General features: G+C 35.6%; 15 protein-coding genes. 6 read left to right on the forward strand and 9 right to left on the reverse strand.

Annotation, left to right across the window (positions count from 1 at the left end; all coding sequences use genetic code 11):
* Nucleotides 1-80 precede the first annotated feature (80 nt).
* The 6 genes from R8495_RS05830 to R8495_RS05855 form a co-directional block, all read right to left on the reverse strand.
* The gene (locus tag R8495_RS05830) at nt 81-770 is read right to left on the reverse strand and encodes a DeoR family transcriptional regulator (RefSeq protein ID WP_317634547.1); all 690 of its coding nucleotides are present in this window, start codon (nt 768-770) and stop codon (nt 81-83) included.
* 2 nt (nt 771-772) lie between these two features.
* Nucleotides 773-2,119 (reverse strand): PTS cellobiose transporter subunit IIC, encoded by a 1,347-nt coding sequence (celB, locus tag R8495_RS05835; RefSeq protein WP_317634548.1) that lies wholly within the window; start codon nt 2,117-2,119, stop codon nt 773-775.
* Between the two features lie 3 nt (nt 2,120-2,122).
* Nucleotides 2,123-3,496, reverse strand: coding sequence for a glycoside hydrolase family 1 protein (locus R8495_RS05840; RefSeq protein WP_317634549.1), 1,374 nt, complete (start codon nt 3,494-3,496; stop codon nt 2,123-2,125).
* A gap of 111 nt (nt 3,497-3,607) precedes the next feature.
* On the reverse strand, nt 3,608-4,282 hold the full coding sequence (locus R8495_RS05845) for an ABC transporter ATP-binding protein (RefSeq protein ID WP_317634550.1): 675 nt from the start codon (nt 4,280-4,282) through the stop codon (nt 3,608-3,610).
* Nucleotides 4,283-4,292: 10 nt separating this feature from the next.
* On the reverse strand, nt 4,293-5,351 hold the full coding sequence (locus R8495_RS05850) for an FtsX-like permease family protein (protein ID WP_317634551.1): 1,059 nt from the start codon (nt 5,349-5,351) through the stop codon (nt 4,293-4,295).
* A 2-nt stretch (nt 5,352-5,353) separates the two neighbouring features.
* Entirely contained in the window at nt 5,354-5,881 is a 528-nt protein-coding gene (locus tag R8495_RS05855; protein ID WP_317634552.1) for a TetR/AcrR family transcriptional regulator, read from the reverse strand.
* 143 nt (nt 5,882-6,024) lie between these two features.
* Between R8495_RS05855 and R8495_RS05860 the strand changes: the two genes are divergently transcribed.
* Complete coding sequence (locus R8495_RS05860; protein ID WP_317634553.1) at nt 6,025-6,231, forward strand: hypothetical protein; 207 nt, start codon at nt 6,025-6,027, stop codon at nt 6,229-6,231.
* Between the two features lie 193 nt (nt 6,232-6,424).
* Here the strand turns inward: R8495_RS05860 and R8495_RS05865 are convergent, their stop codons facing one another.
* The 3 genes from R8495_RS05865 to R8495_RS05875 are packed head-to-tail and all read right to left on the reverse strand — an operon-like array spanning nt 6,425 to nt 8,429.
* A complete protein-coding gene (locus R8495_RS05865; protein ID WP_317634554.1) occupies nt 6,425-6,850 on the reverse strand; it encodes a DUF3284 domain-containing protein in 426 nt (141 codons plus the stop codon).
* 11 nt (nt 6,851-6,861) lie between these two features.
* A complete protein-coding gene (locus tag R8495_RS05870) occupies nt 6,862-7,056 on the reverse strand; it encodes a hypothetical protein (protein WP_317634555.1) in 195 nt (64 codons plus the stop codon).
* Between the two features lie 5 nt (nt 7,057-7,061).
* Nucleotides 7,062-8,429, reverse strand: a complete 1,368-nt coding sequence (locus tag R8495_RS05875) for a PTS sugar transporter subunit IIC (RefSeq protein WP_317634557.1) — start codon at nt 8,427-8,429, stop codon at nt 7,062-7,064.
* A 381-nt stretch (nt 8,430-8,810) separates the two neighbouring features.
* Here R8495_RS05875 and R8495_RS05880 point away from each other — a divergent pair, with 381 nt between their 5' ends.
* From R8495_RS05880 to R8495_RS05900, 5 genes are all read left to right on the forward strand, one after another.
* Nucleotides 8,811-9,251: a MarR family winged helix-turn-helix transcriptional regulator gene (locus R8495_RS05880; protein ID WP_317634558.1), complete on the forward strand. Its 441-nt coding sequence runs from the start codon at nt 8,811-8,813 to the stop codon at nt 9,249-9,251.
* A gap of 29 nt (nt 9,252-9,280) precedes the next feature.
* Nucleotides 9,281-10,666: an MDR family MFS transporter gene (locus tag R8495_RS05885; protein ID WP_317634559.1), complete on the forward strand. Its 1,386-nt coding sequence runs from the start codon at nt 9,281-9,283 to the stop codon at nt 10,664-10,666.
* An 86-nt stretch (nt 10,667-10,752) separates the two neighbouring features.
* On the forward strand, nt 10,753-11,439 hold the full coding sequence (locus R8495_RS05890; protein WP_317634560.1) for a DUF6198 family protein: 687 nt from the start codon (nt 10,753-10,755) through the stop codon (nt 11,437-11,439).
* Nucleotides 11,440-11,442: 3 nt separating this feature from the next.
* Nucleotides 11,443-11,913, forward strand: coding sequence for a nucleoside deaminase (locus tag R8495_RS05895; protein ID WP_317634561.1), 471 nt, complete (start codon nt 11,443-11,445; stop codon nt 11,911-11,913).
* Nucleotides 11,914-11,964: 51 nt separating this feature from the next.
* A complete protein-coding gene (locus tag R8495_RS05900) occupies nt 11,965-13,377 on the forward strand; it encodes an MFS transporter (protein ID WP_317636596.1) in 1,413 nt (470 codons plus the stop codon).
* Nucleotides 13,378-13,412 lie beyond the last annotated feature (35 nt).

Here is a 13,412-nt window from a genome sequence, read left to right on the forward strand (position 1 = left end):
CCAATCATTTTATACTTATATCATACTCTGTTTTAAAAAAAGAGCAAAAAAAGAACACGGTAGGAATTCCCCCATGTTCATTAGAGTCCAATAACCTGAGTATTTGTGGTTCGTTTACTAATCATAAAATTGCCTCGATTTTTAATCGTGAAATTGCCGTCCCAAAAATAACTAACTTCAGTATTTTCCACCATTGTTCGATCAATCAATGATTGTTCTAGAGTTTGAGTTGTAAACATTTTTTCTGTGATACCAGTCGCATAAATAAAAGATGCCTCTGCTGACATTAACTTCAAATTTTTGAGGACCAGATCTCCCGCAAAAAAAGAATAATTATGATTCTTGTGCAAGTAACCGCCGAGATAAACAATCTGAGCACTATTAATGCTATGGTCATTTGGTACACAGTTAGTGATAACTTTTAACTCTGTAAATTGACTTAATGTTTCAATAAGTTCAGCGGCAATCGGGCTAGCATTGACAAAAATTGAGCGATAATTTTTGGCTAGTTCAACAATACGATTTTGATATTTCTGAGCAGAAAGGTTTAATATTTCTGGTTCTTGATAAAGATCTCCTACCCAGATTATTTGGCCGTACTCTCTTAAAATATATTGTTTTTTTACCAAGAGAGCCAAATCACGATTCATCGTAGTCGATGAAACTTTAAAATGATCTAGCAATTGCGCAATCGAGCACTTTTTATGCATCTTCAAATACTCAAGTTCATCATTACGCCTTTGGTAAACATTACCAAGTGAATTCTTCATATCTAAGAATTATTCTTTTGCTCCTGTTTTAACAAATTATTGTCGTATAGTCTAAAGAATGGATAGTAAATTATAACCGATAGGAGCAGATTAATAAACGCCAGAAGAACTGCTGGTAAATTACCGCTAGTTCCAAGCCATGCTCCCATCCCAACTGGTAAAATCCAGGCGATGGCACTATTAACGTAGGCTACAAGGTGAAGCTTAATCGCAAAATATGCAACTGACGCCAGCACCATTGGATTTAAAATAAACGGAACGATCAGATAAGGATTATAAACAATTGGCGCACCAAAAATTACAGGTTCGTTAATATTAAAAATTGCAGGCAAAATTGCAGTTTTTCCAAGAGTTTTCAATTGATCTGATTTAGCTGCAAAAGTCATCAGCAGAACCAGACCAAGAGTGCCTCCAGCACCACCAATAAAGACCCACATATTAATGAAATCTCCCGCGAAAATATTGTGGTGACCATTAATATTTTCAGTTAAAGCAACCAACAAAATTGGGTTAATAAAACTGTTTTTGATGATCGCAGTCCCATGTACACCAACTGCCCATAACAAATGAATCAAAAGCAAAATTATCATTAATCCCAACCATGAGCCAGTTAAATTCTTTACGAAACCAAACGGAGCTGATAGTAAATTGTGCAAATCCGTGTTCATTAACCCCAAAATTATATTGAGAACGATCATTACAAAAGCAACCAAAATTGCTGGAACTAATGACGCAAAAGAGCGACTCACACCTTCTGGAACCCCTTCTGGCATTTTAATAGTTATATTCTTATTCACACAAAGACGATACAACTGAATTGCAATAATTCCTGTTACAATCGAAATGAAAATCCCGACCCCACCAAAACGTGAAATCCAACCGTTAACTAGCGATACTCCACTAACAATTTGGCTATTTGGAGCCACCGTTTTACTGAGCGCTTGAGCAGAACCCTTTGTCCAAGAAATTGAAGGAATCGTCATCAAAAAGGCAAACATCGAGAGTAATGCTCCAGTAAAAGAATTCAGCTTAGTTTCTCCAGCTTGTCGATATTCTTCGATGTAATAATATCCCACAGATAAGGAGTAATACAAAGCAAGACTTCCTAAAGCCATCGTATTACCTAACATATAAAAAGCACTAAATTTCAAGATTGTATTCTGAAAAAAAGTCGCCGCAAAAGGAAAAATTGCTGGCAAGTTATTTAAAATCAAAAAGATTGAAGCCACGATCGTAAATGGAACAGCCGCTAAACTCGCATTCATAATGCTTCGAACAACTTTAGTATTAGCAACTTTATTTAGTGGTGGCAGTAAATACTTATTTAAAAAGTCAAATAATTTTTGCATTGATTAAACTCCATTATTCTTAATCACATTTTGATACCAAAAATAACTGTCTTTTGGATATCGAGCTAAATTTTTTAGGTCATCTTCAGTCCGATCGACGTAAATCAAACCATAACGCTTTTTCATCCCTTCGTGGACACTTACTAAATCGATAGCAGACCAAGGCAAATATCCGCGAACATCAACGCCTGAATTAACTGCATTTTCGATACTTGTCAAATGATCCTTTAAATAACTAATACGATAATCATCATGAACTTGATGGTCAGATGTTAGTTCATCATAAGCACCAAGTCCATTTTCTGTGATGTAAATTGGCAAGTGGTAGCGATCATTGACGGTTTCCAATGTTGTCTCTAATCCTAGTGGATCGACAGTCCAATTAAATTCATTTTTTTGCAGAAAGGGATTAGTAAGCCCTTTATAGAATCCGTCTTCATAAACATCTTCTGACTGCTGGTCACTAATTCCGTTGGTCCGATCTTGTCCCTTTTTAGTCATTTCAACAGTCACTGTAGTATAGTAATTCATCCCTAAAAAGTCAGGAAAATTACTAGTTACAAGTTCTGTATCTTCAGGTTTGATCAACATTTCAATACCAGTTTGATGTAAATAGCTTTGGAAAATTGGATTAATGATTCCACGAACTGAAAAATCTAAGTAGGACCAATTTCTAACAGCATTAAAATACCCAGCAGCTCGAATATCCTTCGGCCGTGCACTGCCAGGATAAACCTCGGAAATATTAGGAACCGGACCAATCTTTCCTTGAGGACAAATCTCATGACAAAGTTTAAAAGCAATTTTTTCAGCTATCATCAAATTGTAAAATGCTTGATAACGCTCCGTATGGGAATAAGTAAATCCCAAAATTTTTCGATCAGCTAGTAACATTACATTAGGTTCGTTGATCGTTAGCCAGTAACTAACTTCGTTGCCAAACTCATTAAATAAAACTCGAACGTATTGCTCATAGGCCTGAACCGTTTTTTCGTTTAACCACCCTCCTTGTTTTTGAAGACTTTCTGGCAAATCAAAATGATATGTCGTCACAAACGGTTCAATCTGGTTTTCATGCATGGTTTTAAAAACCTGATGATAATGTTCAATCGCAGTTTGATTAACTGAACCTGTTCCATTTGGAATGATGCGGGTCCAAGGAATTGAAATTCTCATAGCTTTAATTCCGGCTTGTGCTAACAAACTGATATCCTCATCATAACGATGATAGTGATCAGCTGCAACTTTAAAATCAGCAATATCCAACTCGCGCGGTCTAACATCTTGAACAGAAAGAGACTTCCCATCCTCGTCAAACGCTCCTTCTGTTTGATGCGCAGAGATTGAAGCTCCCCATATAAAATTATTCGGTAACATAAATTACCCTCCTTATTTGATAACGCTTACCAGAAAATCATATCTCAAATTGTTGAAAGAAAAAATAAAACTGACCGCATTTTTATTTTTACGGTCAGTTCAAAAGGTAAATTAATTTTTCTGAGTCATTTTACCATCCATAATTTCGAAAATATGATCACAATAGTCTTTTAAACGCATGTCATGCGTCACAACTACAATTGTTTTGTCACGTTTCTTTGCTTCTGATTGAAACATCTCACCAACTACCTTAACATTTGGAGAATCAAGAGCTGCCGTCGGTTCATCTGCAAAAATTATAGACGGATTAGGATATAAAGCTCGAGCAATCGAAACACGCTGAGCTTGCCCCCCTGATAGTTCACCTGGATACTTGGTACTAAAATCAGCAATTCCCAGTTCTGATAACAATTCATTTAATTCATCTGAACTAAGATTCCCAGTTTTTTTAACCTTTGACACAAACTCAAATTGCTCTTTAACAGTTAAAAATGGTACTAAGTTGTAAGATTGCAAAACAAAACCAATTTTATTTAGTCGAACTTGCTCTTTTTCTCGCTCAGAGATCTCAGCTAAAGAAATCCCATCAAGCATCACCTTACCAGTTGTCGGTGCCTGTAATCCACCTGCGATCGTTAAAAAGGTGCTTTTTCCTGAGCCAGAAGGACCAAGTACTAGACTTACCTCCCCGCGTTCTGCAGAAAAATTTACATTCTTTAAAGCTTCAACCTTGCTTGTTTTGGAGCCAAAAGTTTTACTAACATTTTTTAAAGTAATTACTGCCATCTTTTTTCCTCTACTGAATTAATTGAATTGGATCGACTTTTCTAATTAAATGAATTGGAATCAAAGATCCAATAACTCCTGTAAGTAACATTCCACCCGTTACCCCTGCTAAAGAAGCGTAGTCAAGTGCAATCGGCACTGCGGCAGGAAGCAATTTCATCGTGATAAAAGTTAAAACGGCCCCAAAAATGATCCCAATCGCAACAATTAATAATGCTTGAGTCAACGTATTAATAATTAATGTTCGTGCTGGAATTCCTTGGGCTCGCAATACTCCATAATTTGGTAATTTTTGGATGGTCAGGATATAAAGAAAAATGGCAATCACGATCATCGAAATTATAATCAGAAAAGCAATCATGAAGGTGAAAGTTAGATTCTGAGCATTATAACCTGGAAGTTTAACAGTAAATTTTTTAAGCGAGTAAACAGCTAAATTATCATCGTGTGTTTTAAAGTTTGGATCAGTAGATACTACACCGCTTGCTTTAAATGTCGCAGGTAAACTTCTTAAACTTCGCCAAGTTGTTAGCTCACCATATAAAACGGGCGCAATATTTAACTTCGCATTTTTAGTAAACCCAACAAGTTTAAATTTATCTGAGCTTGAGCTTAATTTTACCTCATCACCCAACTCATACCCACTATTTTTTAAAGAATCATCTGCAACAATTTCATTAGAATTTCTGACTTTATGACCTTCTGTTAATTTAATTCGTTGATAAATATCACTATCATTTTCAATTCCAATAAATTGAGTAGAAACACTTTTGTGGTCAGCTAATTTAACCACAACGGGGGTCTGACCAACATAACTTTCTTTTGAGGACAAATCTAAGTTTCTACTCTGCTCTGTATTGATTAAAGATTGGGTCAAACTTACATTTGCATCTTTATTTAAGGCGATAGATTTTAAATCCCATGAATCAATAGCCTGAGTATTTTGTGCGGCTAACCCCGTTGCAAGTCCACTTAAAACATAAACAAGATAACTAATCAGCATCACCATGCCGATAATCAAGCCGTAACGCAACTTCTCATGTTTAATTTCTTTGATTGCTAAAAACATATTTAACCTTCTATTTTTTTTAATGAAATTCGTAAATAATTCAATAACTGATCTTTGAGGTGAGGTTCTAATAAATACTGGCGAATCGTTTCATGACAAAGAATCGTTGCTCCCCACTTTAAAACAGAACTCGAAATAAGGTTAGCTTTTGCAGGAAAATTATTAATTTCGCCCACAATCGCCTCATTTTCAGTAAAGTGCCATTTTATAAAGGAAAAGTACTGGTTATCTTCAGAACTATTGATAAAGTTCTTTACAAAACGAAAATAATCATCAACCGATCGTAATCGTTCAAATTTTTCACCCATCCCAGCATGAACTTCTTGCAATACTAATCCTAAGCAATAATGATAGCTATCTTGTAAATCAGCAAAATACTTGTAAAATGCTCCCCGCGAAATTTCAGCGCCACTAACTATTCGGGCTACTTGTGAATTAGCTAGCGAATTTTCAGAAAATTCAGTTAATAACGCGGCTGTAATTTTCCGTTTCTTCTCTAACTTAAGATTAATAAACGTATCTGAAGGCATCGATCCCCCTTTAATTAATTTCTTTAGAATCATTCTACTTTCAAAGTGACACCGTGTCAACATTTTGAATTTTAAAAAAACGCTTGCATTATAATCAAAGAAAGATAAAATTATTATGTAGAAGTTTAACGGAGCATATATTTATGTGGGAAACAATTTTAGGAATCCTGGTAATTTGTCTAGGTGCCTATGAAATTAAAAGTACTATCAAGTATTTTCATGGAATTAAGGATGATGGGAATGAGTCAACTTCTCCTTTTGCTTTAATAACTATTTATTTTAGTTTATTTTTTGGAGGCGTTTTATTGGTATCAGGAATGGGCCTAGCGCTTCATCTAATGCTTAATTAAAAATAGGTCTCAAGACTGATGGATAGCGATCACTAATTAGAGATAATAGTCTAGAACAGTAAATGGATTTTCCATTAATTGTTCGAATTTTCTCTCCTTATAAAACTCAAGAATAAAACCACCTGATTTCCCCCAAAGTCAGGTGGTTTTTTTTAAAAAAAAACTCACAAACCGAAATTTGTGAGTTTTAGTTTTAACTTTTATGACTTTCTTGTTGAATATAGTCGGATTCCATCTGACGCTTCATCTTCTTAAAACGTCGCTTTCGAACCCAACCAACTAGAAAACCAGATACATAATTGTTCGCATTAACGCTTGCAGATTTACCCTCAATCGTTTCCTCATAAGTTAGACGCATCTGCTCATTTCCTAGTGATTCCACATTGTAAGCCACATCGTAATCATTTCTTCCGGTATGCATATGGTAAGCATATTTTTTATCCGGTTGATAAGCGGTAATCGTCATTGTACTCATTGTACCATTAGCATTTTTTCGTTTAAATGAAAAACCTTTTAATTGATTTGGGTTAGGTTTTTTACCAGTCTGCTGCTGGATGTCATATAATGATGATTCAATAATTCGATGAAAAAAGTAATCTGCTGGTACTGCAATTTTCAAAATCTGCTTCACTACTTCTTTTGATCCTTTCCGTGCTTTTTATTATCTCTTAAATAACTAATGATACCACTAATTACGATAATAATGCCGGCGATCATAAAAGTATAATAGAAAATTGGAGATTTAGAATTAAATGTAGGGCTGATCATAATGACAAAAAACCCTCCAGCAATTGCAAGCAAATCTTTTTTTAACTGTGAATCCATCGCTTTTAATCCTGATGTGATTCTTCAGAATTGACTTTATTAGCTGCCTTGACAAACGGAATGTAAATACCAAAACCAATTATTGCGTTTATTAACTGCAGAATTGGGGCACGCCAATCAAAAGTGGCAAAAATTGAATTAATAAAGATTGGCATTGACCAAACGTATTGATATTTAATTGGTGAAACAAGGCCAGCACTTAATGCAAAGTAAGCAATTGTAACCATTACAACTGGTGCAATGACAAATGGAATGAAATAAAGCGGATCTAAAACAATCGGTAAACCGAACATCGCAGGCTCATTAATGTTAAAGAAACCAGGTCCAATTGACATTTTGGCAACGGCCCGCTGATCGTCACGAGTACTGAACATCAAAATTGCAATTAAAAGTAAAAGTGTAGATCCTGCGCCACCGATCCAAGCATAAAGGTCAAAAGCGTTACGAGTCCAGAAATATGGTAATTTCTGACCAGCTTTAGCTGCAGCAATATTTGATAATTGAGCTGTTAACCAAATCGAATCTAAAATTGGTCCTAAAACGTTTGTTCCATGGATTCCAAAGAACCAGAATACTTGAACCAAAACAGTCATTAACAAAACGGCTCCGTAACCTTGAGACATTTTCAAAAGTGGTGCTTGAATAGTGTTAATGATTAACTCGATCACAGTTGATTTGCTCATTGTATTAACGACAAAGGTAACAATTCCAGAAACATATAAAGAAGCAATGGCTGGAATAATCCCCGTAAATGCATTTGCAATAGCTGGTGGAACCGAATCAGGCATCTTAATGGTAATATTCTTATGCATGAACCAAATATAAACTGCCGCAGCCAAACCACCTAAAATCATAATCGTGAAAAATCCATTAGATCCAAAATAGGAATTAAAATTGAAAAATCCCCAAGAAGTAATGGTTTTTCCATCGACAGCGGCTCCAGCATCAACAAGTTTTTTAGAATCTGCTGCGCTCAATGCTGATTTTAAAGTAATCACATGACTTTGTGGTAAAGCCATAATAAAAGTTCCTAAGGTAACGATTCCCCCAGTGATCGGTTCAACCTTGTATTGAACTGATAAGTGATAACCAAAAGTGAAAGCAAAGATTAGACCCAAAATTGCCATGGACCCGGTCCAAACTTGTGCATTGATACTAATAATTGGATCCATCGCTTTAACAAAACCAGTCCAACCAAATCTTGTCGGAATATCACGAATCAATGCATTGAATACAGAAGCAACAGAACCAACCATTGTAGCTGGCATCATCGCAATAAATGCATCTCTTAAAGCAACTAGCCATCTTATTTGACCAATTTTTGCAGCAACAGGCACTAAATGCTTATTAAGCCAATTAATAAAAGAATTCATTTTTTCTTCTCCTCAAAAATATTTAGATCCAATTTGGATCTTAATCAAAAATATCTTTCTATTCGAACTATCAATCATTCAAGCAAAAAGATTAATAAAACAGGCAATTTATAAATTTAGCGAACTTTCAATATTTATAGATTGTCAAGAAACAACAGAGCGTAATCCTTAACCATTTAGGAGCTAATTACAGTTTTTAAAGATCAAAATACTCTTGCTGTCTTAATAATATTACCCTATTAATTAAAAGGTCTATACCAATTATAGCTACTTTTATTTAAATATCAACCGTTTTCTTAACCGGTTTTGCTAATTTTGCGAAACACTTGTCTTATTTTCAAAAATATAGTATGCTACACTTTAAAAATAAGGAGATTTAAAATGGACAATTTTGGGCCTCTCATTAAGAAAGCCAACACTTTAATTGAGAAAGAACTAAATAATCAAATGCGAAAAATTTTTACAGAAACAAATTTAACTGGACCTCAAGTGGCCCTATTGGTTTTTCTATTTGAAGCCAATGGCAAAATGATTTCGCAAAAAGAACTGGAAACAACTTTTGCGATCAGCCACCCAACAATTAGGGGAATTATTAAGCGCTTGGTTCAGCAAGACTTGATTAATACCGCTGTCCCTCAAAATGATAAGCGACAGGTTGTCTTGTCATTAACCGATCGAGGCGTCTCATTAATGAATGAAAATATTGAGCAAATACAACTGACGATGGAACAAGTTAATCATAAAATCATTAGTAATATTTCTAAAGGGTCACAAGAAGAATTATCAGTTAATCTTAAACAAATTATTCAAAATTTTAGTTAATTATGTAGCTTGCAACAGGGGGATTATTTATGAAAATGAAAAAGAGTAAACGCAATCTAATCATGGCAATTGTTTTAGGAGGAGCGTTTATTGCTCTTTTAGCTGAAACATTTTTAAACAATGCCTTGGTTACTATAATGGACGCATTTCAGGTCAGCCAAGCAACTGCGCAATGGCTTTCAACAGGCTACCTTTTAATCGTCGGGGTAATGATTCCCCTATCCGCCTGGATTTTTAACCGATTCCAAACTCGCAAAAGTTATTTGACCATGCTAGTTATTTTTGTTATTGGGTCAATTATCTGTATTTTTGCCAACAACTTTTATGTTTTATTAGCTGGCCGGATGATTGAAGCCATTTCTGCCGGTGCAATGATGCCTTTTATTCAAAACGTTATCTTGCAATTATTTAAACCCGAAGAGAGAGGATTAGCGCTCGGAATTACTGGACTCGTGGTCGCTTTTGGACCCGCGGTTGGCCCAACAATTTCAGGATTTATCTTAAAATACTTTGAATGGCAAATGCTATTTATCGTCTTAGCGGTTACCAGTAGTTTAGTACTTATTTGTGCTTTGATAAAATTTCCAAACCTTAATGAACCAAAAGAAATTAAACTTGATTGGATTTCATTGATTGAATCAGTCCTTGGTTTTGGCATCATGCTCTTCATCTTCTCCGAAGTGGGTAACGACGGCAAGATAACTCTTATTGATGGAGTATTATTTATTGCTTCAATTTTGATTTTAGTGCTTTTCGGCAAACGTCAACTGCAATTAGAAGAACCACTTTTAAATATTCGAGTCTTTTTGAATTCGCAATTCAACTGGACGACCCTTCTAAGTACCTTGAGCAATGTCGCAATGGTCGGAATAGAACTTGTTTTACCACTTTACCTTCAAACAACTCGTAATGAATCAGCACTGTTGGCCGGAATTATTATGATGCCAGGTGCAATTATCATGGGAGTTTTTAATCCGATCTCAGGCTCCCTTTATGATAAATTAGGAATTAAAAAGATTTCACTTTTAGGGTTCAGCATTTTACTAATTGGAACGATCCCGATGATCTTCTTCAACTCTCAAACGTCGACAATCTTAATCACGATCAGTTACGCTGTGAGAATGATCGGAATTGCGTTAACGATGATGATCACCTTTACTGCAGGGATCAACTCTCTTGAGCCGGAGGATACTACTTATGGCAACGCAGCAGCATCGACCGTGCGGCAAATTGGCGGATCTCTTGGGACCGCGATTTCAATGACCGTTGTTGCTGTTGGAACCAAAATCGCTACAAGTCAGGGAACAAGCGCCAAAATAGCTAGTGAAGTTGGATATCACTGGGCATTTGATGTAATGATCTTCGTCGCCGTTGTGGGCATCCTTGCTTCATTTAAGTTAAAATCAGAGAGATGAGTTTCATTTCTTTAAATCTTGCTGTAATTTTCTTGCAAAAAAGGATATGATTTATTTATCAAAAATTTCTGATGGGTTAAGGTTGAATGAAAAAAACAAAAGATACTTCGCTTAAAATATTTTTTTATTTATTAGTTTCGATTACTATTAATGCGCTTGGAAATGGTCTAACAGTTAGCTTAAACTTGGGAAGTGCACTTTGGACTGCTTCAGCTGTAAATTTAGAGCATCTGATTCACGTTGATCTTAAACTAATTCTTATTTATTATGGGATTGCTGTTATTATTTTTAACGCAATCATTTTAAGAAAAATTGAATGGAGAAGAATTGTTAACAATTTTCTTTTCATGATCCCCTTCAGTTTTCTAGTTGGTTACGCAACTAACTTATTTAACCATCTTAATTTAGACCGTCTCAACATTGTGATCCGAATTTTCTTAGATTGCTTCGGAATCGTTATGATTTCCACCGGAGTCTCAATCTATCAAAGAATTAATATCTTATTACACCCAAATGATGATTTAATGCAAATTATTCGCTTTAAATTCTTTAAAGGTAATTCTGCCATCGCAATGTGGGTTTCGTTAATTCCACCAATTATTATTTCTTTAATCTGTTTTCTGCTCACCAAACGTCTTTACGCCGTAAACGTCGGGACCGTTTTCGCCTTAGCTTTTCAAGGAATTTTAATTGGTCAAGCTGATCGTTTTGTCTTCCCTAGTCTCAAACATCGAGGCCTTTCAAAGATTAAGCAACCTAACACAACGAGGTAAAAAATGTACAATTCAAAATTTATGGAAATTGCTGCTAAAGAAGCTGAATCTAATCTTATCAGCCAAGAAGGTGGACCATTCGGTTGCGTCATTGTTAAAGACGATCAAATGATAGCTAAAGGTCATAATGAAGTTTTAAAATCCAATGATCCAAGCGCCCACGGAGAAATTGTTACTATTAGAAAAGCGGGAGCGAAACTTGAAACTTATGACCTTTCAGGCTGCGTTTTATACACTAATGCCTATCCATGTCCAATGTGTCTATCAGCTATTATTTGGGCTAATATCAAAATCGTCTACTACGGAAATACTGCTATTGACGCTGATAAAATCGGATTTCGTGATGAATTCATTTACAAATTTATCGAAAATGGCTTGAACGACCCTGGGGTTTTAGAACTTGAACAGCACGATCACGAAAAAACAATTAAATCTTTTGAAAAATATCAGGATAATGATCAAGTTATCTATTGATAAAGGAGAATATTTTTGAAACAAAACAAACAATCACACCGTGGCATTGTTATGGCCGCGGTTTTTATTGCAACATTTATGACAAGTGTCGAAGTGACAATTGTAACCACGGCACTTCCAGAAATTATTAGTGCTCTTAACGGTCTTGCGGCACAAAGTTGGATTATGAGTGCTTATTTACTGACCACAGCTATTACAACTCCTATTTACGGTAAATTAGCCGATTCTTGGGGGCGACGAAAAATTTTTCAATGGGGAGTAATTGTCTTTACTATCGGTTCTTTATTTAGCGGTCTTGCTCGTACGATGCCAATTTTAATTATTGCCCGAGCAGTTCAAGGTATTGGCGCAGGCGCGGTCATGCCTCTTACCTTTACGATCATTGCAGATTATTATGATTTCAAAGAAAGGGCAAAAGTTTTAGCTTTAAATAATAGTGCCTGGGCGCTTTCTTCCCTAGTCGGACCAATGATTGGCGGTTTTCTAGTTGATACTTTATCTTGGCACTGGGTCTTCTTTGTTAATGTCCCACTTGGAATTCTCGTAGCGATTTTAATCCAATTTGGATATCGAGAACCAAAAAGTGAATCTAGTAATTTTAAAATTGATCACAAGGGAATTTCACTTTTAACTATTGCCTTAATCACTCTTCTGATGGGAGTTCAACTTCTAGCTAAACAGATTATTATTGCAATTGTCCTCTTAATTATTTCTGTTGTTTCAATTTACCTTTTTATCCGCGCCGAAAAAATGGTTAGTGATCCCCTAATATCACCCAAATTGTTTAAAAATCAAACTTTTTTTGCTCAAATTGCGACTGCAACAATTCTCAGTGGAGTTTTGATGGGTTATGAGGTATATTTCCCAATTTGGCTCCAATCGCTTTACCGTTTGAGTGCAACGACAGCTGGCATGGTCGTTACTTCAAGTTCTGTCTTATGGCTGATTTCCTCATTCTTTGTTGGACCTTTATTAAATCGTTTTATTCCAAAAAAAATCAGTCTGACCGTCGTTAGCGTGCTAATTATTTCTTATTCAATCCTAAGCTTCGCTGGCTTAAACTTTCCAGTCTGGGCTTTTTATGTAATCGCAATGGTTAATGGTGCTGGAATGGGGATTGTGATTAGCATGAATCTTGTCTTAGCTCAAAATTCAGCGCCTACCGAAATGGTCGGATCAGCATCTTCAATCGTCACATTGGGTCGATCGCTTGGTCAGACTGTAATGACGGGGGTCTATGGAACTATTTTAAATTTGATGATAAATGCTACTCGGGGCACGATTCCGTTCAGTAAGATCAATAACATGATTAGTTCAAGCGGCAAAACAAATCATCCAACAGTCGAAATGGCACAAGTCGTTTTAAATGGATTACATGGGATTTTTATCTCAGCTGCTATTCTACTGGTTATATGTTGGTTTATTAATCTGCGTGATCCTTTAAACAAAATTGTCGATAAATAAAAAAACTAGAGTGTAAATTGTCTCTAGTTTTTTTA

It is taken from the genome of Xylocopilactobacillus apicola (assembly GCF_033095985.1).
Lineage (GTDB): Bacteria > Bacillota > Bacilli > Lactobacillales > Lactobacillaceae > Xylocopilactobacillus > Xylocopilactobacillus apicola.